Origin of the sequence: Shimia sp. Alg240-R146, assembly GCF_947331465.1 — a bacterium.
GTDB lineage: Bacteria > Pseudomonadota > Alphaproteobacteria > Rhodobacterales > Rhodobacteraceae > Shimia.
The window spans coordinates 626,545-651,973 of sequence record NZ_CAMZOK010000002.1 but is presented as its reverse complement, the minus strand read 5'-3'; the positions used below and the strand labels follow the sequence as shown (position 1 = coordinate 651,973).

Sequence of the window (25,429 nt, the reverse complement as noted above, 5' to 3'; positions counted from 1 at the left end):
TTCCGTGAGCAACGGCAAGAGCGTCTTACACAAAGAAAAGGCGCGCCGATACGGGCGCGCCTCATCCTAAAGCTATTAGGTCAGGGACTATTTCTGTTCGGCTTCATGTTCAGCCAAATCGTCCTCTTCCTCATCGTCGTCAAACCACGTGCCATCTGCCTTCATCTGCGCAATCCGCTTTTTCTCGACGCGACCAACAAGGAAGATCGAAACTTCATACAGACCGTAGACCACGGTGAATAGGATCAGCTGCGTCACCACATCAGGCGGTGTCACCAACGCCGCAAGGATCAGAATGCCAACCATTGCGTATTTGCGCACAGCCCCCAGCCCTTTGGCACTAACGAGGCCGGCTTTGCCCATCAGAGTAAGCAGCACCGGCAATTGGAAACACAGACCAAACGCCATGATGAATTTCAGTGTGATATCAAGGCTTTCATTGACCTTACCAAAGAAGGTGATTTGCACACCTTCCTGCGTTGACGGCACGGTGGCCGCGACATCGCCGGGTACATTCTCCACGGCTGGCGCCATCAAGTTGGCAAACACTGACGCCACATCAGCAAAGCCAAGGAAGAACTGCATCGCCAGTGGTGTCACCACCAACTGAGCAAAGGTCGCGCCCAGCAAGAACATAAACGGCGAGGCGATCATAAACGGCAGGAACGCGCCCTGTTCATTCTTGTAGAGACCCGGTGCCACAAACCGCCACATCTGAAACCCGATCACAGGAAAGGCCAAAGCAAAACCCCCGACCATGGAAATCCGAAACAGCGTGAACAGATACTCTTGGGGCGACGTGAACTGCAATGTCGGTGAAGGATCGCCAAGATCACGCAGCACGCTTACAATGGGCGACACAAGAAAATGCAGCACGTGCTCGGCGATGAACTGCCCGCCAATCGGGATAAAGAAAAAGCTGATCGCCACGACAAACGCGATGCCTGACCGGATCAGGCGCGTGCGCAATTCCGCCAGATGTTCAATCAGCGGTGCGGAGCTGTCTTCTATCTCTTCCGTCTGGCTCATGCCTTGTCCTTCTTTGCCGTCTCAGCTGCGGGCGTCGCTTCGGCGATCGCGTCAGCATCAGCGGCCTTGGCAGCTTCCTCGGCCCGCGCTTTGGCTTCGGCATCCAACTTGGCTTGCCCGACTTCCTCGGTGCGTTTGCGGATTTTCTCCACAGCTTCCGCCCGTTCAGCCGCCAGTTTTCCCGTTTCACTCTCGGGATCAAAGCTCATCGATTTTTTGAAATCGTCAGTCGTGTCTTTGATCGCGTCGGTTGCCGCTTTCATCGGGTTGCTCACTTTGTTCAACCCGTCCGTTGCGCCTTTCAGACCGTCAGCCACATCTTTGACGCCCGCCTGATCCGCGGCCTGATTCATGGCGGAGGAAAACTCCCGTGCCATGCCTTTGGCCTTGCCTACAAACCGGCCCACTGTCCGGAACATAACCGGCAAGTCTTTTGGCCCCACAACAATCAGCGCCACAACACCAATCACCAGAAGCTCTGGCAAACCCAAATCAAACATGATGTCTCAGCCCCGTTCAGGCTTTGTCTTTTTCGTCTTCGGGTGTCACGTCCTTGGCGACGTCAGCAGCTTCTTCTTCAAGCTCTTGCTGGCCTTCGTTGATGCCTTTTTTGAACGAAGTGATGCCCTTGCCGACTTCGCCCATCAGACCGCTGATTTTGCCGCGACCAAACAGTACCAAAACCACAACTGCAATCAGCAGAATGCCTGGCAAACCGATGTTTCCAATACCCATGTCTTTTCTCCCTTAAAAGGTGCTTTGGCACCTGATGTCTTGTTCTGCCTTATTCCTAACTTCTGGTCGGAAGCCATAAAAGCGACAATGGTAGAACGACTGGCCAATTTTCGGGGTTTTCCCCGACAACATTGACAGTATTCTGTCAGGTGCCTGCTTTTTGAATGGAAAACCACCGACTCATGCCTACCTCCCCAGTCTCAAAACGCTCGTCCCGCCTGTATTCCCTTGTGGGGACTTTAAAGGACGGGCGTCTGCACCGAGCCGAGGATTTGGCAAGGGACTTGGGGGTGTCTGTGCGCACCATCTACCGAGACATGGATACGCTGGCGGCAAGCGGTGTCCCAATCGAAGGCGAACGGGGTGTCGGCTACCGCGCCAACGCCGCAATATCATTGCCACCGCTCAACCTGTCAAAAATGGAACTGGAGGCTCTGCACATTGGCCTTGCGGTGGTCGGTAACGGAATGGAGGGCGACCTTCGCGATGCCGCCGAAAGCCTCAGTGCAAAAATCGACGCCGTATTGCCTGAGGACGCCACAGCCATCGAACAAGGCTTTGGCTTTGCAGTTTATCCGTTTGCAAACGCCGCGCAGGGTCTTCGGCATTTGGAACCGCTTCGTGCCGCAGTGAGATCAAGGCAAAAGCTGTCACTGCAGATGAGCGATGGCGACACACGTGATGTCCGCCCTCTCAAACTCGACTATTGGGGGCGTGTATGGTCGCTTTTGGTGTGGGACGAAACCGCTGGCGATTTTGCCCAAATCCGGGTCGATCGCATCGCAGAAGTATCGCTTTTGCCGGGCTTGTTTGTCGAAGAACCCGGAAAACGTCTCGAAGATTACGAAAACCGGTAAGTTTACTCTTTAGCGGGAAACACAAAGCAACGATCCCGCCGGATTGTCAGCCACAATGCAGTTTTCGGTTTCGGCAAAAACACGTTTGGCACTGTGACTTTCAGCTCGGACCCGTCGTGGTCCATGACAAATTCCACAAGACTCTCATTTCCCATAAACCGTGATCGCGTGACCAAGCCGCGCGCAGCGACCCCATCGCTGTCGGTCGGCAATGGCCCGCGCCCATCGCGATCAAAGTCCAGTTTGAAATGCTGCGGCCTGATCACGATCTCTACAGGCGCGCCGTCCGCCCATCCGGGCGTCAGGAACTGGCCAAACGGCGTGTCGGTCAAAGCACCATTGGATTGACTGCGGATCACGTTGATGTCGCTAAAAAATGCCACGGCCTGTTTGTCGACAGGCGCGTTGTAGATATTGTAGGGCGCACCTTGCTGCACGATCTTGCCATCCCGCATCAGCGCGATTTCGTCCGCCATACGCATGGCTTCTTCCGGCTCATGTGTGACCAGCAAAACGGCGGTGTCTTCTTCTTTAAGCACCGCTAAGGTCTCATCGCGAATGCCGTCACGCAATCGGTTGTCCAACCCTGAGAATGGCTCGTCCATCAACATGATCCGCGGCCGCGGCGCCAAGGCACGCGCGAGCGCCACGCGCTGTTGCTCGCCACCAGACAGAACATGCGGATATTTGTCGATTGCCCAGCCAAGGTTGACCTTGGACAAAAGCTCTTCGACACGTGTGCGCTTTTGATCCTTGGAACCTTTCAGGCCAAAGGCGACATTGTCCGCCACGCTCATATGGGGAAACAGCGCAAAGTCCTGAAACATAAGGCCTATTTGGCGCCGCTCTGGCGGAATGCGAAACACAGTGTCGCAAATCAGTTGACCATCAACATAGATTTCACCGCTATCCTGCATGTCGACACCAGCGATCATGCGCAGCGTCGTGGACTTACCGCAGCCAGATGGGCCAAGCAGACAGGTCACGTTCCCGGGCTGTACCGACAGGGACACGTCATCCACGACATGACGTTGGCCATACCGTTTGCGCAAATTGCGGATTTCAAGTCGCGGACTATCGATATTGGGTTGCAACTGCACGCAGGGCCTCTCGCGAACCCCGAGAGAAAGCCTCGGGTTTTGTGAGATGTATCAGCCGCCTACCCGTGCATCAACCCTGCGAGCCCCCAACAACACCGCGGCAAATCCGACCGCGAGCACCACAATACAAATCTGCAACAGCTGCTCGTATTTGTGCCCTTCCACCAAAAAGGGAGCTACGGCTTCGTTTGCGCGAAACATATAGACCAAAGCACCAACCAGAGCCGCTGTGAAACTGATCAGATAGGCCCAAACAGGCACAGATCGCTGTATCAGAAGACCAACAACCAACACCGGTGTCAGGAACATGGAGGCCGTTCCTGATACTGCGACAGCGTCAAACAATGTCTGATTGCCCCAAAATGTGAGCGCAACACCTCCGAGCGCGAAGACCACCATTGCCCCGCGCCCCCCTGCCAGACTGCGCGGGGCCACACGCAATTCGACGACAGCCAGACGTGCTGCTGAGCTCAGCGCTGAGTCCAACGTCGACAAAGCCGAGATCAACAAGGACGCCATCAACGCCACAAACACCCACGACGGAAACATCGTGGCCCAGGTGCCAATGAGCTGAGTGTCATACGCCGCGCCCTCAAGCGCCGCCTGAATGCCAAAGGCGCCAAACGCTACAATACACAAAGTTGATATCCAAAAGGCATGCAGGAAGCTTTTGCGCGTGATGCCACGGTCCGCAATAAACCCTCGGTCCATCATCACCGGATCGTGCGCCGGATAGGAAAACACCTGCAAAAACGCCACCAACAGCAAGATCCAGCCGTTGTAAGCGCCAGCTGTGCCCTGCGCGGTTACGATCGCTGCCAAATCAAATCCTGGGCGCATAATCAACGCAACAAACGCCACGCCAAAAACCAACAGAAAAATCAGCATCTGCATCACGTCTGTGCGCAATGCTGCCGACAGCCCACCCCATGCGGAATAGGCCAAAGCAACAAGACCGACAACAATGATTGCGCCTTCTTTGGCAAATCCGACGTCAGGAAGAACCGCAGAAAAGATCAACCCAACGACGATCAAATTGGCAAATACTTCGGACAAAAGCCGCAAGGCAATCACCAAATTGTAGCATGCAGTCCCGACTGCGCCAAACCGTGCGCTCAGCCAGTCCTGAACTGACATAGCGCCGCTTTCGCGCAGCCGTCCTACAATGAAACCACCGGTTAGAAAGGACCCGTAGTAGGCGGCGTATGCCAATACGCCCGCAAACCCATAGTAAAAGCCGAGGATAGCCGCGTTCATCAACGAGCGCGCGAAGATCCACGTCGTTACTTGGCTGAAAACCAACGTCCACAGACCAGGCTGAATGCCTTGATCGCCTCGACCGTCAAAAAAGCCATCCAGCGTGGCGCGGCGTGGTGCAGCTAAAAAGCTGCCCAGCAAAATCAGCGCGAAGATCGCGACGATGGCGGTGGCTTGCATGTGAGTGTCCCAGTCAGCTGTGCTTTGAAGCGGCCTAACAAACCCACGCGTCGCCCAATAGAGGGTGCACGAAAACGTGATGCCTTGTCAGAGGGTTACGTGGGGTTGATCAAGTCAAATGAGATCTCTCCAAGCGCCTTCCCGTTGACTTGCACCGCGACACTGTGCGGTCCGGGATGCAACTTAAAGGTTGTCGCATTTCCCTTGAGCGGATGGCTTTTGTTCATCACGAGACGACCACCTGCAGGAACCTTGCCCTGTTTGAGTTTAAACACCTTCTGCCCGCCGCGCCCGTTTGGTCGGTGAAAGCGCATCTCGTAGTCGACCAAGACCGGCACATCCGCCTCGCTGTCGGTCGTCAGCTCAATTTCCAGCGCGAGCGCCTCCCCGATGACCACACGCTCTGACGCCAAAGACAGCCGCGCCAGCTGGACTGGCGCATCTGCACGAAACCCAAGCAACGCAAGCGCGTCGACATCGCCGACCTTGACCGCTGTCCGCAACGCATGGCGGGTCATCCAATCCATCTCTTTGGTGGCCTGAAGATCGCCGTTCTGCCATTTTCGCAACCTGCGAGTCACAGCATCTGGCGCAATTTTTGAGATATCATTCAAATGGTTGGCGACCGATCTTGTCACATACCTCGTGGGGTCGGCGTGCAATTTGTCTAACAACGGCAACGGTATAAGCGGATCAATATCAACCTTTTTGGCCCACGGCAGTTTTGGCCGTGTGCCTTCGCTAACAAGGCGACGAACGTGATAGTTTTGATCACCCGCCCAAGTATCCAGTATCGCCAAAGTTTCTTCTGGCCACCGGTTCAGAAATGGCCGGATGTAGAACTCCATCGAAAACCGCCTGGTCGCCGCGTGCAAAAGGTCAAAACACCGGTTTCGATGGTTCTCCAACCCATGTCGAACCACCAGAATTCCTGGAACGGCGTGAATGAAGCGTCCAAAATCATCGTCCGCCAACGACGGATCCAACTCGGAGGGCATCGCCGCCTCCAGCTGATCCGCCATGACGTTGAAGTCCGGCGAAAGGCGTGTTTCGACACAATCGGCAATCCAGTCCAATCGCTCCAGCAACTCGCGCCCTTCTAGACCTGCCACCACTTCGGCATGAAAGGCGTCGGCGTCGAAGCCATCAATTCCGCGGCCGTACTCCTGCGCCAAATCACGCAAAGACTCCGCGTTAAACAACTGGTCCTTCAAGGAAAATCCCTGCGACACGCCAACTCCTCTCGCCAAAGCTGCGTCCTCACATTGTCGCGTTCACGCCACCGCCATCAAGCAGCACGTTTTGGCCAACAATAAAGCCCGCATGTTGGGAGCAAAGAAAGGCACAAGTGGCACCGAATTCTTCGGCCGTGCCATAGCGGCCTGCAGGGATAGATGCGCAACGGTTGGCTTTGGCCTCGTCCATAGAAATGCCTTGCTGCGAGGAAACGGCTGTATCCAAAGACACCGCGCGATCTGTGGCATGAATGCCGGGCAACAAGTTGTTGATGGTGACGCCTGAGCCCGCAACCTGACGCGATGTGCCTGCGACATATCCTGTCAAACCGGCCCGCGCAGAGTTGGAGAGACCAAGAACCGCAATAGGCGCCTTTACGGACTGGCTGGTGATATTCACCACACGTCCCCAGCCCCGATCCATCATGGCTGGCACCAGCGCTTTGATCAGGGTGATGGGTGTCAGCATATTGGCATCCAAGGCCGCAATGAAATCATCGCGATCCCAGTCGGTCCACATACCCGGAGGCGGTCCACCTGCGTTATTGACCAGAATATCAACGCCTTGCGCCGCTTTTATCAACGCCGCTTGCCCTTCCGGGGTGGACACGTCCTGCGCCACAGTTACCACATCCACGCCGAACTCGTCGCGAATGGCGCTTGCTGACGCTTCAAGCGCCTCAGCACCGCGTGCGTTCATGATCAAATCGACACCTTCGGCGGCCAATGCGCGCGCGCAGCCAAGCCCAAGTCCCTTGGAAGACGCGCAAACCAACGCACGTCTGCCCTTTAGTCCCATATCCATTTTTGATTCTCCCCTTTAAATTTCGCACAGCAAATACACATTTTAGACTATATGCCAGTATATTGCCGGAGCGCGGGCGTGCTGATGCCACAATTTTTTGTTAACCAACCTGCAATCTTGTCACGGTAATTTGCGCGCCGACGACCAACCAAGGTAAGACGAATGACCAAACTGCCTCACGACACCGCCCTGCCTTCGCAGCGCTTGCCCGTTTACCGGGCTCAAACGCTCGTCGTGAGTGACGGGGCCAATCTTGGCGACTCTTTGTCGTTCTCCGAAGAACTGGTGCCGGACGACATTTACACGCTCTCCGCCTTGGCAGAGCAAGAAAGCCTGTCGCTGCGCACCAATGTTGATGGTGAGCATTTCATCGCTTCTGACAGCACGCTGGGCACAACGGAGGCGCGCGTCTTTCTGGACTGCGTGGCCACGTTTATGCCACCCAGCGGTGACACTATCGAGGTGCTTGTTTTGGTCGAAGTCGACGAAGACGGGGGGGTCGTGGACATCTATGGTGCCCCGCTCGCTCCACTGACGCCGAAAACAGATTACGCACTTGTTGGGTTTGACCGCGAATCCGCCGCGACACGGTTGGCGCAACTGGCATGTGTCAGTTTCACTTCTGGTACGCGTATCACTTTGGCAACCGGCGAACAGCGCTTGATAGAAGAGGTTCAAGTTGGCGACCGGGTCTTGACCCGCGACGCAGGACCCCAGCCCGTGCGCTGGATTGGGCACTCTGTTCAACGGGCCTCCGGAGAATTCGCTCCAATTGTGATCACCGCTGGCACACTAAACAACACCGATGATTTGCGCGTCAGCCCCGATCACCGCTTGTTCATTTATCAACGCGAAGATCGTCTTGGCGTCGGTCGATCCGAGCTTTTGATCAAAGCACGGCATTTGGTCAACGATTCCACCGTCTATGTGCAAGAAGGTGGCTTCGTCGACTACTACCAGATCATGTTCGACAACCACCAAATCATCTTTGCCGAGGGCATCTCGGCCGAGACCATGCAAATCGACACCCGCACGCAATCTGTTCTGCCACCGGACGTCAAAGATCAGGTCAATGTCAGCGGCGGCGACGGTCGCGGCACGCCTCAATCGCAATTCGAAGTGCATGAAAGCCTCCTCCAACGGCCTGATGCTGCCGCGCTTCTGAAACGCGCCTCTTCAAAGTAGCACCGCTTTTTCTTGCGATCTGGCTGCGCGCGACCTATACGCGCGGGCATGCTGGACACGACCACAAACCGCCCCGAGCTTCCGCCCGAAATTGCCTGCCGCCGGACTTTCGCGATCATCTCGCACCCGGACGCCGGTAAAACGACGCTGACCGAAAAATTCCTCCTGTATGGCGGCGCCATTCAGATGGCTGGACAGGTGCGGGCGAAAGGCGAAGCCCGCCGCACCCGATCGGACTTTATGCAGATGGAAAAAGACCGTGGCATTTCGGTCTCTGCATCGGCGATGTCGTTTGATTTCAACGGCTATCGCTTCAATCTTGTGGACACACCCGGTCACAGTGATTTTTCGGAAGACACGTATCGCACCCTGACCGCAGTGGACGCCGCCGTAATGGTGATTGATGGTGCGAAGGGCGTGGAAAGCCAGACACAGAAGCTTTTCGAAGTCTGCCGCTTGCGCGACCTGCCGATCCTGACATTCTGTAACAAGATGGACCGAGAAAGCCGCGACACGTTCGATATCATCGACGAAATTCAAGAAAATCTCGCCATCGATGTGTCGCCTGCCAGCTGGCCGATCGGTGTAGGGCGCGAGTTCATGGGCTGCTATGACATGCTCAATGATCGCCTTGAGTTGATGGACCGGGCGGACCGCAATGTCGTGGCCGAAAGTGTTCAAATCGACGGGTTGGAAGATTCACGACTAGATGACCTGATCCCCGCGGAGCTTTTGGAGAAGCTGCGCGAAGAGGTTGAGATGGCTCGGGAATTGCTGCCGAAACTTGATCCGCAATCCGTGCTCGAAGGCCACATGACACCAATTTGGTTTGGCTCTGCGATCAATTCGTTTGGCGTCAAAGAGTTGATGGATGGCATCGGTGCTTATGGGCCCGAACCACAAATCCAAACGGCCCAACCCCGCAAGATCGCACCCGAGGAGAAAAAGGTCGCAGGCTTTGTTTTCAAAGTGCAGGCCAACATGGACCCCAAACACCGCGACCGCGTGGCTTTTGTCCGCATGGCTTCCGGTCACTTCAAACGCGGCATGAAACTTACCCATGTGCGTACCAAAAAGCCGATGGCGATCTCCAACCCGGTTTTGTTTCTGGCGTCTGATCGCGAGTTGGCGGAAGAAGCCTGGGCCGGCGACATCATCGGCATCCCGAACCACGGACAATTGCGGATCGGCGACACGTTGACCGAAGGCGAAGCGCTGCGTGTGACCGGCATCCCAAGCTTTGCGCCTGAGCTGTTGCAGGGGATCCGCGCAGGCGATCCGCTCAAGGCCAAACACCTCGAAAAAGCTTTGATGCAATTTGCCGAAGAAGGCGCGGCCAAAGTGTTCAAACCCATGATCGGGTCCGGCTTCATTGTTGGCGTTGTTGGACAATTGCAATTTGAAGTCCTCGCCAGTCGCATCGAAATGGAATACGGCCTGCCGGTGCGGTTTGAACAAAGCCAGTTCACCTCCGCGCGCTGGGTGAACGGCGACCGACAAGCCGTTGAAAAGTTTGCCGATACCAACAAGCAACACATCAGTTATGACCATGACGGCGACGTTGTTTTTCTGACCCGTTTGCAATGGGACATCGACCGCGTCGCGCGCGACTATCTGGATGTGACGTTGACGGCGACCAAGGAAATGATGGTCTAGGCCAATCTGCAATTGCACGGGCCGCAATGCCCGTGCAATCTTGCCGTTATGAATGATCCGCGCCTTACGTACCCCGGTGGGCTGAAAGCCATGATGGAGCGCTATGACGGGCGTCGCGATCCATTTGATTTCGGCCCAGAGGCTCTACCACCCCTCTCTGTTGATTTGGATGCATTGCGCACCAAAACGGTCACACCCGCAGCGACGTCTCGTCAGCCCAGTGAGCCCAACACTTCCTGGTCGCGTAAGCGCTGGCAGATTGCCGAGGAGTTTGTCGGCAATTCACACCTTGCCTTTTTAAACGCACAGCTGATTTCCAATCTGCGCAAACGGTCACAGCCTGATCAAACAGCCGACCTATTTGTGCGCATATGGACAGAGCAAAGCGATCACTTGATCGACGCCCTGAATTTGCGCTGGAAAGTTTCATCCGTTCAAACTTTTGCGGACCACGGAACAACAGCCATTCAGCGCGAAGTGGGTCAGGCGTTGCGGATGCTGTTTGGCGTGATGAAACTGTATGAATTTGAACGCAGTTTCAGTGGGTTGTCACCTGATCAGGCTCATAACCTTGGTAAACGCGACAAATCCCGTTTGCCGCTCGACATGGAACCTATGTCATTGGCCAGCGGTGGATTGGACATCAACTTGCTGGCCCCGGTTTGGGATCTGGCGGTCCAAGACCCCGCAATTGCCCCTCTGGCGACCCACCTGATGGACACCCTCAACGAAGAAGGCACAGGCGTGTTTCGGCGTCTGGACAAAATGCGTCAAAAACGTCTGCGCCGGATGGCGTCAAAATGATCCGTTGGGGTGTGGTGTCCACCATCAAAGCACCTTCAGACGACATCCTCGCGTTTGTTGCACATTACCTGGATATCGGGGCCGCACATCTTTGGATTTATCTGGACGATGACGCGCCCGAAGCCATGACTGCGCTCAAGGCGCACCCGCAAGTCAGCGTCACCCGCACCCGAAAGGCCTTTTGGCAAGAGGGTCTGGGCAAGCGTCCCCCGATGCACCAACACCGCCAGACCTATAACGCAGAACACGCTTATGGCCGTGCGACCGGTGTTGTGGACTGGCTGTTGCACTGCGATGTGGACGAGTTCTTGTGGCCTCAAACCTCGGTCGCGACGCTCTTGGAGGCTGCGCCTGACACCTGTCTCGTTGCCCGCGTTCGCCCGTCAGAGGCGCTGTCATCAGAGGGCGTTTCAGACACGGACCCTACGCTGACATGGTTCAAAGCCTTCATTCCAAGCTGGAAGCAACGTCGGGAAATTGTCGCTGAGATTTATCCGACCTTTGGCGATTTTATCAAAGGCGGGTTTCTCAGCCATGTCGCGGGCAAAATCTTCATTCGCGCCGGCCAACCGGATATGCGCATTCGGATCCACAACGCTGTGCAAAATGACGTAAATAACCCTGGTCAGATCGAACTCGACGGCGCAGAGCTTCTGCATGTTCACACCACCGGCTGGCGTCATTGGTCCGAAGTCTTTGCCTATAGGCACCACAAAGGATCTTATCGCGCTGATTTAGGTGCCGCGCGGCCCAAAGACCAAGGCGGCATGAACCTGCACGAATTGTTTGGTCATTTGGCGCAGGAACCGGACGGTTTGCGCGCCTTCTTTGAGGAAGTCTGCCTCGCAACGCCGGAACTGCGCGCCAGACTGGAATCGCATGGCATGCTGCGCGGCTATCACCTTGATTTGGAAGCCAAACGGCAGAGACATTTCCCGAACAATCGGTGAATTGTCGCCGATTTGGAAACACACGACACGCAACAGCGCCGTTTTGTTGACGCTTGCCGCCTCCTGATATACAAGGCGCCATGGATCGATACGCCAACAGTGCGCGGGGCCGTCCGGGCCTGATCCAAAACAGCCGGTACGGGCCCAAAGTGTCCGTAAATTACGGATACACATGACAAAATTTTCTGACCTCAACCTCAACCCGAAGGTGCTGAAAGCGATCAGTGACGCGGGTTACGAAACGCCAACTCCCATTCAGGCAGGGGCGATTCCCCCAGCTCTTGAAGGTCGTGACGTATTGGGCATTGCTCAAACCGGCACAGGTAAGACGGCGTCCTTTACCCTGCCAATGCTTTCTCTTCTGGCCCGAGGCCGCGCGCGCGCGCGAATGCCACGCAGCCTTGTGCTCTGCCCTACCCGCGAACTTGCGGCTCAGGTTGCCGAGAACTTTGATTCCTATTCCAAATATCTGAAGCTAACCAAGGCGCTGCTAATCGGCGGAGTAAGCTTCAGAGAGCAAGAAGCCATCATCGACAAAGGCGTCGATGTTCTGATTGCCACACCCGGCCGCCTTCTGGACCATTTCGAACGCGGCAAGCTTATTCTGTCCGACGTCAAAGTCATGGTCGTGGACGAAGCCGACCGCATGCTCGACATGGGCTTTATCCCAGATATTGAACGCATCTTTGGCCTCACACCTTTCACCCGTCAGACGCTGTTCTTCTCCGCCACCATGGCGCCTGAGATCGAACGGATCACCAACACCTTCCTGTCCAACCCCGAACGCATCGAAGTGGCCCGTCAGGCGACTGCATCGGAGACAATCGAACAGGGCGTGGTGATGTTCAAAGCCAGCCGTCGTGACCGCGAAGGCAGCGAAAAACGCAAAGTTTTGCGCGCCATTCTGGACAACGAAGGCGAAGCCTGCACCAACGCGATCATCTTCTGTAACCGCAAGACAGAAGTCGATATCACCGCGAAATCACTAAAGAAATACGGCTATGACGCAGCCGCAATCCATGGCGATCTGGACCAGTCCCAGCGCACGCGCACTTTGGATTCGTTCCGCAACGGAAATCTGCGCATACTTGTGGCCTCCGACGTGGCAGCCCGCGGCCTCGACGTTCCAAGCGTCAGCCACGTGTTCAACTTTGATGTCCCCGGCCACGCAGAAGATTATGTGCACCGCATTGGACGCACCGGTCGTGCCGGTCGCGAAGGCAAAGCATTTACCATCTGCACACCGCGAGATGAGAAGGCTTTTGATGCTGTCGAGGCGCTGATCCAAAAACAGATCACTCGCGTTGACAATCCCATCAAATCAGAACCGCGCAAGGCAACCAGATCGAAGCCCAAAGAAGAGGCTCCGGTTGAGGTTCAAGACAACAAGCCGGAAACCCAAGCAAAAGCGGAACGCCCGGCTGCACCTGAGCGGGCAGAAAAACCGGAGCGTACCGAGGAGCCACGCAACAAGTCGTCTAGGTCGCGTGGCGGACGCGGTCGCAATGACCGCCGCGACGACAACAAGGTTGTCGGCATGGGTGATCACATGCCCAGCTTTATTGCGCTGAGCTTTGACGAGCGTCGCGCGGGCTAAAGCTTAAACACAAAATAGAGAAAGGGGATCGCAGCGCGGTCCCCTTTTTTGTTTTCAGATCGAAATTCAGTTCAGCGACTGTTAGCTCAGACGGCTAATAATCACTGTAACTTCCGGCTTTTTGCCAATCTCGTCACGCGATGTATTGCGTGAAATTCGACGCAACTCGCCTTCCAGCTTGTCGTCATTTGCGAGCGTCTTTGCGCCCGCGCGGCCCAGAAATTGTGTCAAATCTTCTTCCAACACATCCACCAGGGGCGCGTCTGACCGGCCCAATTCAGGCAACCCTTTTAAATCGACCCAAGCTTCGCCCAATGGTTCGTCGTCTTCATCAAGAAGAATGTTGACCGTCACATGACCATTCATCGCCATACGCAAACGATCCCGGACAATCCCATCCATCGCGCCTATTTGCACGGCGCCATCCAGATAGACGCGCCCTGTTTCCACATAGCCGGTGATTGACGGTTGTTCGCCGGATAGGTCCAGCATCGTGCCGTTGACAGCCACAATTGATGCGCGGCCAGCCTCATTGGCCAGCTTTGCATGTTCGCGCAAATGCCGGTGTTCGCCGTGGTTCGGGATCACCATCACTGGGTTCACGACCTCATGCAGCCGCAACAAGTCCGGCCGGTTTGCGTGGCCGGACACGTGGTATTTTCCGGTACTGTCGTCCACCACATCGACACCCTGCTCTGAAAGCTGGTTGATAATGCGGATGACACCACGTTCATTGCCTGGAATGGTTTTGGAGCTGAAGAGGAAAAGGTCACCTTCTTTCAGTGTGATGCCGTTGTATTTGCCGCGTGCAAGCTGGGCACTCGCAGCACGATGCTCGCCTTGTGATCCGGTCACCAAGAGCATCAGGTTTTCGCGGGGCATAGAAGCCGCGTCCTCTGGGCTAACCACTTTAGGGAAATCCGTAAGAACGCCCGTCGTGATTGCCGCTTCTACCATGCGGCGCATAGCACGCCCCATCAGGCAGATCGACCGCCCTGCCCGCTGGCCGGCTTCCGCCAACGTTTTTACGCGCGCCACGTTGGAGGCGAAAGTTGTCGCCACCACCATATTGGGCGCCGCCGCGACAAGTGCTTCGATTTCGGGACCGACGCTGGCCTCGGAACGGCCTTCGTGAGGTGAGAAGACATTGGTACTGTCACAGATCAGCGCTCGCACACCGTCTTTGCAAACTTCTTTCCAGAGTTCCGGCTCAAAGGCTTCGCCGACGACCGGCGTTTCATCCAGCTTAAAGTCACCAGAATGGATCACGCGTCCCGCCGGACTGTCGATCACCAGTGCCGCGCTTTCAGGAATTGAGTGACTAATTGGCAAGAAACCAACATTGAACGGCCCTGCCTCTGTCATTTCAGGCCAGGCGGATACCGTGCGCACGACGTCTTCGGGCTGACCACGGTCCGCCATTTTGTGGCGTGCGAGATTGGCTGTGAAGGCACGGGCATACACCGGTACACCCAGCTTTTCCCAGTAATGCCCAATTGCGCCGATGTGGTCTTCGTGGCCGTGGGTGATAAACACCGCCTCCAGCCGATCTTTGTTTTTCTCCAGCCAACGGATGTCAGCGAAGATCAGGTCAACGCCGGGGCTGGATTCCATATCGGAAAACGCCACGCCAATGTCCACAAGGATCAGGCGCTCCTTTTCCTGCGGGCCGTAGCCATAGACGTAGGCATTCATGCCAATTTCGCCGGAGCCGCCCAAAGGCAGATAGATCAAGCGGTCGCTCATGCGCCCTGCTCCTTATTATAATCATGGATCACGGTCAGGCCGTGCATCGTTAAGTCGTCTTCGATGGTGTCAAACAAGTGTTCGCCCTGCTCGAAAAGTGGCGCCAACCCACCGGTACCAACCACCTTCATCGGAGAGCCGAATTCGACTTTGATACGCGATATAATGCCTTCGATCAGGCCGGTGTATCCCCAGAAAACACCGGATTGGATGCAGCCTACAGTATTGGTGCCAATCACTTTTTCGGGTTGACTGATGTCGACGTGCGGCAAGGCTGCAGCACCTGAGTGCAAAGCTTCCAGGCTGAGGTTCACACCGGGTGCGATCACGCCGCCAACATAAGCGCCGTCCTCAGCAACCACGTCAAAGTTGGTTGCTGTTCCAAAGTCTACAACCACCACATTGCCGCCGTGACGGTCAAAAGCGGCGACGGCGTTCGCCAGACGGTCGGGGCCAGGCTGTGTGCCTTTGTCAACGCGGGGCGTAACGGGCAGTTTGCATTCCGGCTTGCCAATCACCAAAGGGCGGCAATTGAAAAACCGATCCGCAAAAACACGCAAGTTAAAGACAACCCGCGGCACCGTTGATGAAATGATCACATCGGTGATGTCGGTCTTGATGCCATAGTGATTGATCAGCGTCGAATACCACGTGAAGTAGGCGTCCGCCGTCCGGGCGTGGTGGGTCGAAGTCCTTAAAGTACATAAGAATTTCTCGCCATCCCAGATCGAGAAGACGGTATTGGTGTTGCCGCAGTCAATGGCCAGAAGCATAGGCGGTGATCCCTCTAAGGGTGCTCAGAAAAAGATGTCGGCTGCGGGAATTGCCACGCGGCCTTTTGCGGTGTTCAACACCAGATTGCCCTGCGAGTCCACCGTCTCAAACGTTCCGGTCGTTTCGTCACGGGTGGTGCGGGCCGTGATCACCTCTCCCAAACGGGCAGCGCGGGCCAACCATGCGGTGCGAATTGGGGCAAATCCATAGGTGGCAAATTGCGTCTCCCAATGGGCATAAGCCTCGGCCAGCAGATCAAGGAAGGTTTCCGGATCCACGTTGGCACCGGTTTCGGACAGCAAAGACACAGGGCGCGTCGCGCCTTGTTCAACGCTTTCCGCGCCGGGTGCATGCTGCAAATTCACGCCTATCCCAATCGCGATGTGGCTGACACTTCCGCCAGAAAAGCCTGCGCTTTCCAACAAGATACCCGCCACCTTGCCGCCATTGAGCAGCACGTCATTGGGCCATTTGAGGGTCAATCCATCAACGCGGCCGGTTGCCTGCACAAAGGTATCAAACAACGCCAGCGAGGCCACGAACGAGCGCAGTGCCACCTGATCGGGCGCCTCGGTTGGGCGCATCACAAGGGTTGCCGCAAAATTGCCGACCGGATCGTTCCACGCTCTGCCGCGGCGACCTCGGCCAGCGGTCTGGCGCAGGCCCAATATCCATTCAGGACCAGCGAGACCGCCTGCAATGCGCGCGGCTTCGGCGTTGGTGCTGTCGACTTCGGCCAGCACGCGGCGGCCGTATCCTTGGGGCCATGTGGTCATGAGGAGAGCCTTATCAGGGTCAGATGCATCATCGCGCGGTTCTAGCCTCCCTTGGCCATATCCGCCAGTATTTGGGTGAAAATTTAGGGTCGGCAATACGTCTGTATCCCGTCGGTATCGCGGCGGTGGCATTTTCAAGGCTCAAAAGCAAAACGGCGCGCCCAACAATGGGCGCGCCGTCGGTAAACTTGACAGGGTCAGAGAAGGTTCACTTCACCAACGCCATGGACGCGGCTTGCGCGGCCCCTTCGACGCCAAAGAGATTCACAATCCCCAGCAGCATCATCGCGGCGGCAACCACAAGGAAGACGTGCAGCACCGGCGCGCGGTTTTTGTCCAAGTCGTCATTCTCTTCGCCAAAGTACATGTAGTAGACGATGCGCAGGTAATAATAGGCGCCGATCACCGACGCAATCACACCCATCACCGCCAGCCATGCCAGACCCGCGTCATAGGCGGCACGCAAAACGTAGAACTTACCGAAGAAGCCCACCAATGGCGGCACCCCTGCCAGCGAGAACATCAGCAACAAAACCGCCAGTGCTTTGACCGGGTCGCGCCTGGAGAACATGTTGAGCGATGCGATGTCGACAACCGGCTGGCCGTCTTTTTCCATCGACAGAATAAAGGCAAAGGTTCCGATGTTCATGGTGACGTAGATCGCCATGTAGACCAGCATCGCCTCGACACCAAAGGCGGTACCTGCGGCGAGACCCATCAACGCGTAGCCCATATGGGCAATCGAAGAATATGCCATCAGACGTTTGATGTTGGTTTGGCCAATCGCGGCCACCGCACCAAGAAACATCGACAGCACCGACAGCAACGCCAAAATCTGTTGCCAGTCGCCAACCACGCCGCCAAAGGCATCGTGCAGCACACGGGCGAACAGGCCCATCGCAGCAATCTTGGGCGCGGTTGCAAAGAAGGCAGTGATTGGCGTTGGTGCGCCTTCGTAAACATCCGGCGTCCACATGTGGAACGGCACGGCGGAGACTTTGAACGCCAGACCGGCAGTTACAAATGTCAGACCAAACAGCAGTCCAAGTGGGGTCTGGCCGTGGCCGGCGGCTTCGATGATACCCGCGAACTTGGTGGTGCCGGCAAAGCCGTAGACCAGCGAGGCGCCATAAAGCAGCAAGCCCGAGCTGAGCGCACCAAGCACGAAGTACTTCATGCCTGCCTCAGTAGATTTGACGCTGTCGCGGCGCATGGACGCCACCACATAAAGCGCGAGCGATTGTAGCTCGAGGCCCATGTAAAGCGCCATCAGATCGCCTGCGGAGACCATCATCATCATACCAACAACGGCAAGCGTCACCAGAATAGGGTATTCAAAGCGCAACATGCCGCGACGTTGCATGTATTCCTGCCCCATCACGAGAACCGCCGCTGCCGACAGCAGGATCGCAACTTTGGCAAACCTCGAGAACGCGTCGTCGGTGAACATGCCGTCAAAGGCGGAGTTTGTCCCCTCGCCGGACATGCCGATCCACACGCCGATGAGCACAAAGGCGGCGGCCGTCAGCCAAGTCAGCATCGGCGCGATCTTGTCTTTGCCGGTGTAGACCGCAGCAACAAGCGCCACCATCGCGTACACCGACAGCAGGATCTCCGGCAGGATAATATTCAGATCAGCCTGGATCATGTCTCAAGCTCTCCTTAATGAGATACCGCTTGGCCGGCGGCAGCAGCGCCGTGGTCCAGTGCGGTTTGATAATTGGATACGAGGTTTTCAACCGATGGCCCGATGATGTCGAGCACCAGCCAGGGCGCGACGCCGAGGATCAGGGTCATGGCCACCAGTGGCGCAAAGATCCACTTTTCGCGGGCGGTCATGTCGCTGATGGTCTTGAGGCTTTCCTTGATCAGGTCGCCCAGCACCACGCGGCGGTAGAGCCACAGGGCATACGCCGCCGAAAGGATCACGCCGGAGGTTGCGACCAGCGCCACCCAGGTGTTGACCTTGAAGATACCCATCAGTGTCAGGAATTCGCCGACAAAGCCCGAGGTGCCCGGCAGGCCAACGTTGGCCATGGTGAAGAACATGAAGATCAGCGCATAAGCCGGCATCCGGTTCACGAGGCCGCCGTAGGCGTCGATCTCGCGTGTGTGCATGCGGTCATAGATCACGCCCACGCACAGGAAGAGCGCGCCGGAGATAAAGCCGTGGCTGATCATCTGGAAGATCGCACCGTCGATACCCTGTTGGTTGGCGGCAAAGATGCCCATGGTCACGTAGCCCATGTGAGCCACCGAGCTGTAGGCGATCAGCTTCTTCATGTCTTCTTGGACCAGCGCCACGAGCGACGTGTAGACAATCGCGATGGCGCTCATCCACAGGATCAGCGGTGTCAGCACCTCTGCCCCAATCGGGAACATCGGCAAGCTGAAGCGCAGGAAGCCGTAGCCACCCATCTTGAGCAGGATTGCCGCAAGTACGACGGACCCTGCTGTAGGCGCCTGAACGTGCGCGTCGGGCAACCAGGTGTGCACCGGCCACATCGGCATTTTCACCGCGAAGGACGCGAAGAAGGCAAGGAACATCAGAGTTTGCATGCCCCCGACCACAGTGATGCCAAGCACCGACATGGTTTCGGAACCAAAGTTGAATTCCGATAGTGCAACGATGTCTGTGGTGCCCGCTTGGCTGTACATTGCCACCATCGCCACCAGCATCAGCACGGAGCCGAGCAACGTGTAGAGGAAGAACTTGAAGCTGGCATAGATGCGGTTTTTGCCGCCCCAGATGCCAATGATCAGGAACATCGGGATCAGGCCTGCTTCAAAGAACATGTAAAACAGGATCAGATCCAGCGCCATGAAGACGCCGAGCATCAGTGTTTCCAGCAGCAGGAAGGCGATCATGTATTCCTTGACGCGGTGAGTGACGTCCCAGCTGGACCAGATCACCAAAGGCATCATGAAAGTTGTGAGCATGACAAACAGGATGGAGATGCCATCGACACCCATCTTGTAGTTCAGACCCATCAGCCATGTGTAGTCCTCGACGAACTGCATGCCCGTGTCAGAGGGGTCAAATCCGGCCAGCACAAAGAGCGACACCAAGAAGGTGATGGTGGTGGTCGAAAGAGCAACCCATTTTGCATTGCGGTTCGCCGCTGCGTCATCGCCGCGCAAAAAGACTGCGAGGATCACCGCCGCCCCTGTTGGGATGAAAGTCAGGAGTGTGAGGAGAAGTTCGTTCATCAGTGCGCTCCTCCGCTGAGCGTCATCCAAGTGATCAGGGCCACGATGCCAAGCACCATGGCAAGGGCGTATGTGAAGATGTAGCCGGACTGTGCCTTACCTGCGAGGCGGGTTGCCCAAGGGATAAAGCCCATGGCGATGCCATTGAGGGTTCCGTCAATCACGGTGCCGTCGCCCCGCTTCCACAGGAAACGGCCGATGGCGCTGGCTGGACGCACAAAGACGACGTCGTAGAGTTCGTCAAAGTACCATTTGTTGAGCAGGAACAGATAAAGCGGACGTTGGCTTGCCGCCAGCTTGGCGGGCATCGACGGGTTCCAGATGTAGAACCACAGCGCCGTCAGCAGACCGATAACCATCGCAACAAAGGGGCTTACCTTGACCCATTTCGGGGCATGGTGCGCGTCGTCCATGACGTGGTTGTCAGGATGCATGAAAATCGCACCCTTGGGCGCCTCGCCGTGATGTGCGGCAGCGATGACCGCGTGGGCCGGATCGTCGTGCATCGCCGCATGGTCATCACCGTGATCATCAGCATGGCCGTCATCATGGCTGTCATCGGCGTTGGCATGATCGTCAGCGTGATCATCTGCGTGGCCCTCGCTGGCCTCGGCGTGGTGGTCAGGAATGCCAAAGAATTTGTTCACGCTGGCATGGTCACCAAAGAAGCCGTTGTACCAGATCATACCGGCAAAGATCGCGCCAAGCGCAAGTGCGCCCAGTGGCACCAGCATAATGGTCGGGCTCTCGTGCGCGTGGTCGTGCGTGTGCTTGTTGCCGCGCGGGGTGCCGTAGAACGTCAGGAAGATCAGGCGCCAGCTGTAGAAGCTGGTGAACAAGGCCGCCACAACCAGCATCCAGAAGCCATAGCCGCCCATGGTGCCAGCCCAAGCGCTTTCGATGATTGCATCTTTCGACAGGAAGCCTGCGAAACCGATGTGTGTCAGCGGGATACCGACGCCGGTGATGGCGAGCGTGCCGATCATCATAGCGCCAAAAGTATACGGGATCTTCTTACGCAGACCACCGTAGTTGCGCATGTCTTGCTCGTGGTGCATCGCGTGGATCACGGAGCCTGCGCCAAGGAACAACATCGCTTTGAAGAAGGCGTGCGTGAAGAGGTGGAACATGGCGGCCGAGTAGACACCAACGCCAGCGGCTACGAACATGTAGCCAAGCTGGGACATGGTTGAGTAGGCAATCACGCGTTTGATGTCGTTTTGCACAAGGCCAATGGTCGCCGCGACAAAGGCGGTCGAGGCACCGATAAAGACCACAATCGACATGGCTTCGGGTGCGTATTCCATCAGAGGCGACATGCGGCAGACAAGGAAGACACCTGCGGTCACCATGGTTGCGGCGTGAATGAGCGCCGACACGGGTGTCGGGCCTTCCATCGCGTCAGGCAACCAAGTGTGCAGGAACAATTGCGCCGACTTGCCCATCGCGCCGACAAACAGCAAGAAGGCCAAAAGGTTCGCTGCGTTCCAATCGCGCCACAAGAAGGTGATGTCGGTTTCTGCAATCGCGGGTGCTGCGGCAAAGATCGTGTCGAACTGGATGCTGTCGGTCAGCATAAACAGACCAAAGATACCCAGCGCAAAGCCGAAGTCACCGACACGATTGACCACAAAGGCTTTGATGGCGGCGGCGTTGGCCGAGGGCTTCTTGTAGTAAAAGCCAATCAGAAGATAGGACGCGACGCCCACGCCTTCCCAGCCAAAGAACATCTGCACAAGGTTGTCAGAGGTCACCAGCATCAACATGGCGAATGTGAAGAACGACAGATAGGCAAAGAAGCGCGCTTTGTAGTTCTCGCCCTCGCCCCAATGTTCGTCATGCGCCATGTAGCCAAAGCTGTAGAGGTGCACGAGGGCGGAGACCGACGTCACCACAATCAGCATCGTGGTGGTCAGACGATCCACGCGGATCGACCAGGACGTGTCCAAGTGACCCGATTGGATGAAGGTCATGATGTGCACAGCTTCGTCCAACTGTGCGCCGCGCAGGAACACGATCCAGCTGAGCAAACAGGCGAGGAACAAGAGCGACGTTGTCACAACCTGCGCCGCCTTCTCACCGATCATGCGCCAGCCGAAGCCAGCGATGAGGGCGCCGATCAGAGGCGCAAACAGGATAGTCTTGAAGATCATCTGATCAGCCTTTCATCACGTTGACATCTTCGACCGCGATCGAGCCACGGTTGCGGAAGAAGGACACAAGGATCGCAAGGCCGATGGCGGCCTCGGCTGCGGCCACTGTCAGCACGAAGAGCGTGAAGACCTGCCCGACGAGATCGCCCAGAAAGCTGGAGAAAGCCACCAGATTGATGTTGACCGAAAGCAGGATGAGTTCGATCGACATCAACAGGATGATGATGTTCTTCCGGTTCAGGAAGAGGCCGAAGATGCCGATGACGAACAACGTCGCCGCCACGCCCAGGTAATGTTCAAGTCCAATCATAACGTCCCTCAGGGTTGCCCCATTCGTCTTTCATTTGTCGTGCCCCGATTTTGGCGGGGCTTTCTTGGTTCGTGTCCCTCGGATCATGTCCGGGGCGGAGAGAGGCTTAGAGCCCCTGCCCCGGTTTTACGTCTTTGAGCTCCATCGAATCCGCTGGATCACGCCACATTTGTTCCAGAACGTTCTGGCGTTTGACGTCTTTGCGGTGGCGCAGTGTCAGAACAATTGCGCCGATCATGGCGACCAGCAGTATCAGACCGGCCAGCTGGAAGAGCAGGAAGTACTGGTCATACAGGATCAGACCCAGCGCCGCCGTGTTGTGTGTGTCGGTTGGCGCGACAGCCGCGCGGGCCGCTTCGGCGCCGTCGGCGAATTGCCACACACCAAAGGCCATGCCCAGTTGCATCAACAGCACCACGCCGATCAGCAACGCCAGCGGCAGGTATTGCGCCATGCCCGCCTTGAGTTCGGCAAAGTCCACATCCAGCATCATCACCACAAACAGGAACAGCACAGCGACCGCGCCGACGTAGACAATGATCAAAAGCATCGCCACAAACTCCGCGCCCAAAAGCACAAACAGTCCCGCGGAGCTTAGGAAAGCCAGAATGAGCCAGAGCACCGAGTGCACCGGGTTGCGGCTGACGACGGTGAAAAACCCGCCTGCGATCACGCAGATCGAAAACAACCAAAATGCCAAAGCTGCGATGGTCATGTTTCACTTCCCTCTTGTTCCGCGAGCACCTCTTGCACCAATTCCATGGCGCGGGTGGTGGCGGGAATACCGGCGAACATCGACATCTGGCCGATGGTCTCCACAATTTCCTGTTTCGTGGCCCCTGTTTCCGTCAGGTGACGGACGGTGAGCCGAATTTGTGCGTCTGCTTGCGCGCCCAGCATGGTGAGCGCCCCAAGGGTCAGCAGCAGGCGGGTCTTGGCATCAAGGCCGCCGGGGTTCATCGTGTTGCCAAAGAACATCTCCATAACGTCCTTGGGCATCGTTGGCCAAAGCGTCTCAAACCCCTTGGGCGTGAAGGATTCCAGCGCGGGATTGAAGGCTTTCGCCATCTCCTGATACTGGGCGAACATCGCCTGATATGGGTTTTTGGGATCGGTCATCGGTACGGTGCATCCAGTTCTAGGTTCTTGGCGATCTCTGCTTCCCAACGTTCGCCGTTCTCAAGCAGTTTTGCTTTGTCATAGAACAACTCTTCGCGGGTCTCGGTGGCGAACTCGAAATTCGGGCCTTCGACAATGGCGTCTACTGGGCAGGCTTCTTCGCAGAAGCCGCAGTAAATGCATTTGGTCATGTCGATGTCATAGCGCGTGGTGCGGCGCGAGCCGTCTTCGCGGGGTTCCGCGTCGATGGTGATTGCTTGCGCCGGACAGATCGCCTCGCAAAGCTTGCAGGCAATGCATCGCTCTTCGCCATTGGGATAGCGGCGCAGGGCGTGCTCGCCGCGAAAACGCGGGCTGAGCGGGCCTTTTTCATGCGGATAGTTCAGCGTCGCTTTGGGTTTGAAGAAGTACTTCATGCCAAGGCGGAAACCGCCGAAGAAATCTTTCAGCAGGAAATAACCGGCGGCGCGTTTGTAGTCGATTGCCGTCATATCAGCCTCCGATGGCCCAGCGGGCATAGGCGCCGCCAAGAATTTCGAATTTTGCGAGGAACGCCACCAAAACTACCCAAAACAGCGACAGCGGCAGGAAGACTTTCCAACCGATGCGCATCAACTGGTCGTAGCGGAAGCGCGGGGTGATCGCCTTGACCATCGAGAAGATGAAGAAGACGAAGCAGATTTTCAGAAGCATCCAGCCAATGCCGTCTGGCAGACCCGGAATGGGTGACAGCCAGCCGCCAAGGAACAGCAGCGACACCAGCGCACACATCAGCACGATGGCGACATATTCGCCGATCATAAACAGCAGGAACGGTGTCGAGCTGTATTCCACCTGATAACCAGCCACCAGTTCGCTTTCCGCTTCCGGAAGGTCAAATGGAGGGCGGTTGGTTTCGGCCATGGCGGAGATCAGGAACAGGAACAGCATCGGGAAGTGCGGCAGCCAGTACCAGCTGAAGATGCCATAGCGGCCATCTTGGGCGGCAACGATGTCGCCAAAGTTCATAGACCCGGTCGAGATGATGATGCCGATGATGATCAGGCCCAGCGAGACCTCATAGGAAATCATCTGCGCAGCCGAACGCAGCGAGCCAAGGAACGGGTATTTGGAGTTTGACGCCCAACCGCCCATGATCACGCCGTAAACCTCAAGCGAGCTGACGGCCATCACGTATAGGATCGCCACGTTGATGTCAGACACCACCCAGCCGTCGTTGAACGGGATCACCGCCCAAGCAATCAGCGCCATGCAAAGCGTGATCATCGGGGCCAGCAGGAAGACAACTTTGTCAGCGCCCGCCGGATAGACGATTTCCTTCACCGCATATTTGATGAAGTCCGCGAAGCTTTGCAGCAGGCCGAAGACGCCCACCACGTTTGGGCCACGGCGCAGCTGGACAGCTGCCCAGATCTTGCGATCGGCGTAAAGCAGAAACGCCAGCGCCACCAGCAAGGGAACAACGACCAGCAGGACCTGACCAAGCACGATCAGCAGTGTCCCGAGGTTTGTGTCAAAGAAATTCGTCATGAGTCCTCACACCGTCGGTATGCTATTGTCTTCGCAGTCGGCCACGATGACCTCTGCATCAATTGTTTTGAGCCCTTTGGGAAGGGCTGCCGAGATCACGTAGACAGCGTCGCCGCTCCAGATCTCGTTCGATTTGTTGGTTGTCGTACGCACGTGGCGGGCAAAACCAAAGCCGCGGATCAGCGTGTATTGCGCAGCAGCACATTCCGCATAGCGGTGCACGTCCGTCTCGCTGCGCGCCCCGCGCATGGCCACGTGAAAGTTCACCAAATCACCTTCAAGAAGGCGGGTGTCCACGCCTTGATAATCGGGTAAAAACACCACATCCCGCGCCACGGACCCGTCGGTCTGCGGTTCACAGGCCGCCAGCCCAAGGGCCGCGACGCTGAGAGCGAGGATATGAGGGCGAAACATCACTCTG

25 protein-coding genes are annotated in these 25,429 nt (G+C 56.7%); 6 read left to right on the top strand and 19 right to left on the bottom strand.

Going from position 1 to position 25,429, the window contains the following annotated elements; all coding sequences use genetic code 11:
- Positions 1–87 precede the first annotated feature (87 nt).
- The 3 genes from tatC to PG871_RS12400 are packed head-to-tail and all read right to left on the bottom strand — an operon-like array spanning position 88 to position 1,764.
- Entirely contained in the window at positions 88–1,029 is a 942-nt protein-coding gene (gene tatC, locus PG871_RS12410; RefSeq protein ID WP_270729728.1) for a twin-arginine translocase subunit TatC, read from the bottom strand.
- Positions 1,026–1,529 carry a Sec-independent protein translocase protein TatB gene (gene tatB / locus PG871_RS12405; RefSeq protein ID WP_270729727.1) on the bottom strand — a complete coding sequence of 168 codons (504 nt, stop codon included), beginning with the start codon at positions 1,527–1,529 and terminating at the stop codon, positions 1,026–1,028. The genes tatC and tatB overlap by 4 nt, the downstream gene beginning before the upstream one ends.
- Before the next feature lie 16 nt (positions 1,530–1,545).
- A complete protein-coding gene (locus PG871_RS12400) occupies positions 1,546–1,764 on the bottom strand; it encodes a twin-arginine translocase TatA/TatE family subunit (RefSeq protein ID WP_270729725.1) in 219 nt (72 codons plus the stop codon).
- Positions 1,765–1,928: 164 nt separating this feature from the next.
- On the opposite strand from PG871_RS12400, the gene PG871_RS12395 reads away from it, so the two are divergent.
- Positions 1,929–2,621: a helix-turn-helix transcriptional regulator gene (locus tag PG871_RS12395; protein WP_333559673.1), complete on the top strand. Its 693-nt coding sequence runs from the start codon at positions 1,929–1,931 to the stop codon at positions 2,619–2,621.
- Positions 2,622–2,623: 2 nt separating this feature from the next.
- Here the strand turns inward: PG871_RS12395 and PG871_RS12390 are convergent, their stop codons facing one another.
- From PG871_RS12390 to PG871_RS12375, 4 genes are all read right to left on the bottom strand, one after another.
- Complete coding sequence (locus PG871_RS12390) at positions 2,624–3,703, bottom strand: ABC transporter ATP-binding protein (protein WP_270730889.1); 1,080 nt, start codon at positions 3,701–3,703, stop codon at positions 2,624–2,626.
- Between the two features lie 69 nt (positions 3,704–3,772).
- Positions 3,773–5,158, bottom strand: a complete 1,386-nt coding sequence (locus PG871_RS12385; protein ID WP_270729723.1) for a sodium:proline symporter — start codon at positions 5,156–5,158, stop codon at positions 3,773–3,775.
- Positions 5,159–5,253: 95 nt separating this feature from the next.
- Positions 5,254–6,372: a hypothetical protein gene (locus PG871_RS12380; protein WP_270729720.1), complete on the bottom strand. Its 1,119-nt coding sequence runs from the start codon at positions 6,370–6,372 to the stop codon at positions 5,254–5,256.
- Between the two features lie 46 nt (positions 6,373–6,418).
- Positions 6,419–7,198: an SDR family oxidoreductase gene (locus tag PG871_RS12375; protein WP_270729719.1), complete on the bottom strand. Its 780-nt coding sequence runs from the start codon at positions 7,196–7,198 to the stop codon at positions 6,419–6,421.
- A gap of 162 nt (positions 7,199–7,360) precedes the next feature.
- Between PG871_RS12375 and PG871_RS12370 the strand changes: the two genes are divergently transcribed.
- From PG871_RS12370 to PG871_RS12350, 5 genes are all read left to right on the top strand, one after another.
- Positions 7,361–8,383, top strand: a complete 1,023-nt coding sequence (locus PG871_RS12370) for a Hint domain-containing protein (protein WP_270729718.1) — start codon at positions 7,361–7,363, stop codon at positions 8,381–8,383.
- 48 nt (positions 8,384–8,431) lie between these two features.
- On the top strand, positions 8,432–10,039 hold the full coding sequence (locus PG871_RS12365; RefSeq protein WP_270729717.1) for a peptide chain release factor 3: 1,608 nt from the start codon (positions 8,432–8,434) through the stop codon (positions 10,037–10,039).
- A gap of 48 nt (positions 10,040–10,087) precedes the next feature.
- Entirely contained in the window at positions 10,088–10,843 is a 756-nt protein-coding gene (locus PG871_RS12360) for a hypothetical protein (protein WP_270729715.1), read from the top strand.
- Positions 10,840–11,793, top strand: coding sequence for a glycosyltransferase family 2 protein (locus PG871_RS12355; RefSeq protein WP_270729714.1), 954 nt, complete (start codon positions 10,840–10,842; stop codon positions 11,791–11,793). Before PG871_RS12360 ends, PG871_RS12355 begins: the two co-directional genes overlap by 4 nt.
- Before the next feature lie 172 nt (positions 11,794–11,965).
- Positions 11,966–13,390, top strand: coding sequence for a DEAD/DEAH box helicase (locus tag PG871_RS12350; RefSeq protein ID WP_270729713.1), 1,425 nt, complete (start codon positions 11,966–11,968; stop codon positions 13,388–13,390).
- A gap of 81 nt (positions 13,391–13,471) precedes the next feature.
- On the opposite strand, the gene PG871_RS12345 is transcribed toward PG871_RS12350, so the two are convergent.
- The 12 genes from PG871_RS12345 to PG871_RS12290 form a co-directional block, all read right to left on the bottom strand.
- Positions 13,472–15,136: a ribonuclease J gene (locus PG871_RS12345; RefSeq protein ID WP_270729712.1), complete on the bottom strand. Its 1,665-nt coding sequence runs from the start codon at positions 15,134–15,136 to the stop codon at positions 13,472–13,474.
- The gene (locus tag PG871_RS12340) at positions 15,133–15,909 is read right to left on the bottom strand and encodes a type III pantothenate kinase (RefSeq protein WP_270729710.1); all 777 of its coding nucleotides are present in this window, start codon (positions 15,907–15,909) and stop codon (positions 15,133–15,135) included. Before PG871_RS12340 ends, PG871_RS12345 begins: the two co-directional genes overlap by 4 nt.
- Before the next feature lie 24 nt (positions 15,910–15,933).
- Positions 15,934–16,686: a biotin--[acetyl-CoA-carboxylase] ligase gene (locus PG871_RS12335; protein WP_270729708.1), complete on the bottom strand. Its 753-nt coding sequence runs from the start codon at positions 16,684–16,686 to the stop codon at positions 15,934–15,936.
- 208 nt (positions 16,687–16,894) lie between these two features.
- On the bottom strand, positions 16,895–18,334 hold the full coding sequence (gene nuoN, locus PG871_RS12330; RefSeq protein ID WP_270729707.1) for an NADH-quinone oxidoreductase subunit NuoN: 1,440 nt from the start codon (positions 18,332–18,334) through the stop codon (positions 16,895–16,897).
- 14 nt (positions 18,335–18,348) lie between these two features.
- Positions 18,349–19,896, bottom strand: a complete 1,548-nt coding sequence (locus PG871_RS12325) for an NADH-quinone oxidoreductase subunit M (RefSeq protein ID WP_270729704.1) — start codon at positions 19,894–19,896, stop codon at positions 18,349–18,351.
- A complete protein-coding gene (gene nuoL, locus PG871_RS12320) occupies positions 19,896–22,049 on the bottom strand; it encodes an NADH-quinone oxidoreductase subunit L (protein WP_443020491.1) in 2,154 nt (717 codons plus the stop codon). The genes PG871_RS12325 and nuoL overlap by 1 nt, the downstream gene beginning before the upstream one ends.
- A gap of 4 nt (positions 22,050–22,053) precedes the next feature.
- Complete coding sequence (gene nuoK, locus PG871_RS12315; protein ID WP_054001749.1) at positions 22,054–22,359, bottom strand: NADH-quinone oxidoreductase subunit NuoK; 306 nt, start codon at positions 22,357–22,359, stop codon at positions 22,054–22,056.
- A 106-nt stretch (positions 22,360–22,465) separates the two neighbouring features.
- Entirely contained in the window at positions 22,466–23,074 is a 609-nt protein-coding gene (locus tag PG871_RS12310; protein WP_270729700.1) for an NADH-quinone oxidoreductase subunit J, read from the bottom strand.
- The gene (locus tag PG871_RS12305) at positions 23,071–23,478 is read right to left on the bottom strand and encodes a carboxymuconolactone decarboxylase family protein (protein WP_270729698.1); all 408 of its coding nucleotides are present in this window, start codon (positions 23,476–23,478) and stop codon (positions 23,071–23,073) included. Before PG871_RS12305 ends, PG871_RS12310 begins: the two co-directional genes overlap by 4 nt.
- Positions 23,475–23,969 (bottom strand): NADH-quinone oxidoreductase subunit NuoI, encoded by a 495-nt coding sequence (gene nuoI, locus PG871_RS12300; protein WP_270729697.1) that lies wholly within the window; start codon positions 23,967–23,969, stop codon positions 23,475–23,477. Before nuoI ends, PG871_RS12305 begins: the two co-directional genes overlap by 4 nt.
- A gap of 1 nt (position 23,970) precedes the next feature.
- Complete coding sequence (gene nuoH / locus PG871_RS12295) at positions 23,971–25,008, bottom strand: NADH-quinone oxidoreductase subunit NuoH (protein ID WP_270729696.1); 1,038 nt, start codon at positions 25,006–25,008, stop codon at positions 23,971–23,973.
- Between the two features lie 6 nt (positions 25,009–25,014).
- On the bottom strand, positions 25,015–25,422 hold the full coding sequence (locus PG871_RS12290; RefSeq protein ID WP_270729695.1) for a hypothetical protein: 408 nt from the start codon (positions 25,420–25,422) through the stop codon (positions 25,015–25,017).
- Between the last annotated feature and the right edge of the window lie 7 nt (positions 25,423–25,429).

Coding starts and splice junctions, on each gene's coding strand:
- PG871_RS12400 (WP_270729725.1), bottom strand. CDS start 1,764: ATGGGTATTGGAAACATCGGTTTGCCAGGCATTCTGCTGATTGCAGTT.
- PG871_RS12395 (WP_333559673.1), top strand. CDS start 1,929: ATGGAAAACCACCGACTCATGCCTACCTCCCCAGTCTCAAAACGCTCG.
- PG871_RS12325 (WP_270729704.1), bottom strand. CDS start 19,896: ATGAACGAACTTCTCCTCACACTCCTGACTTTCATCCCAACAGGGGCG.
- PG871_RS12375 (WP_270729719.1), bottom strand. CDS start 7,198: ATGGATATGGGACTAAAGGGCAGACGTGCGTTGGTTTGCGCGTCTTCC.
- PG871_RS12340 (WP_270729710.1), bottom strand. CDS start 15,909: ATGCTTCTGGCCATTGACTGCGGCAACACCAATACCGTCTTCTCGATC.
- PG871_RS12360 (WP_270729715.1), top strand. CDS start 10,088: ATGAATGATCCGCGCCTTACGTACCCCGGTGGGCTGAAAGCCATGATG.
- PG871_RS12350 (WP_270729713.1), top strand. CDS start 11,966: ATGACAAAATTTTCTGACCTCAACCTCAACCCGAAGGTGCTGAAAGCG.
- PG871_RS12370 (WP_270729718.1), top strand. CDS start 7,361: ATGACCAAACTGCCTCACGACACCGCCCTGCCTTCGCAGCGCTTGCCC.
- tatC (WP_270729728.1), bottom strand. CDS start 1,029: ATGAGCCAGACGGAAGAGATAGAAGACAGCTCCGCACCGCTGATTGAA.
- nuoI (WP_270729697.1), bottom strand. CDS start 23,969: ATGACGGCAATCGACTACAAACGCGCCGCCGGTTATTTCCTGCTGAAA.
- tatB (WP_270729727.1), bottom strand. CDS start 1,529: ATGTTTGATTTGGGTTTGCCAGAGCTTCTGGTGATTGGTGTTGTGGCG.
- nuoH (WP_270729696.1), bottom strand. CDS start 25,008: ATGACGAATTTCTTTGACACAAACCTCGGGACACTGCTGATCGTGCTT.
- nuoN (WP_270729707.1), bottom strand. CDS start 18,334: ATGATCCAGGCTGATCTGAATATTATCCTGCCGGAGATCCTGCTGTCG.
- PG871_RS12385 (WP_270729723.1), bottom strand. CDS start 5,158: ATGCAAGCCACCGCCATCGTCGCGATCTTCGCGCTGATTTTGCTGGGC.
- PG871_RS12335 (WP_270729708.1), bottom strand. CDS start 16,686: ATGACCACATGGCCCCAAGGATACGGCCGCCGCGTGCTGGCCGAAGTC.
- PG871_RS12345 (WP_270729712.1), bottom strand. CDS start 15,136: ATGAGCGACCGCTTGATCTATCTGCCTTTGGGCGGCTCCGGCGAAATT.
- nuoK (WP_054001749.1), bottom strand. CDS start 22,359: ATGATTGGACTTGAACATTACCTGGGCGTGGCGGCGACGTTGTTCGTC.
- PG871_RS12355 (WP_270729714.1), top strand. CDS start 10,840: ATGATCCGTTGGGGTGTGGTGTCCACCATCAAAGCACCTTCAGACGAC.
- PG871_RS12310 (WP_270729700.1), bottom strand. CDS start 23,074: ATGACCATCGCAGCTTTGGCATTTTGGTTGTTTTCGATCTGCGTGATC.
- PG871_RS12365 (WP_270729717.1), top strand. CDS start 8,432: ATGCTGGACACGACCACAAACCGCCCCGAGCTTCCGCCCGAAATTGCC.
- nuoL (WP_443020491.1), bottom strand. CDS start 22,049: ATGATCTTCAAGACTATCCTGTTTGCGCCTCTGATCGGCGCCCTCATC.
- PG871_RS12290 (WP_270729695.1), bottom strand. CDS start 25,422: ATGTTTCGCCCTCATATCCTCGCTCTCAGCGTCGCGGCCCTTGGGCTG.
- PG871_RS12305 (WP_270729698.1), bottom strand. CDS start 23,478: ATGACCGATCCCAAAAACCCATATCAGGCGATGTTCGCCCAGTATCAG.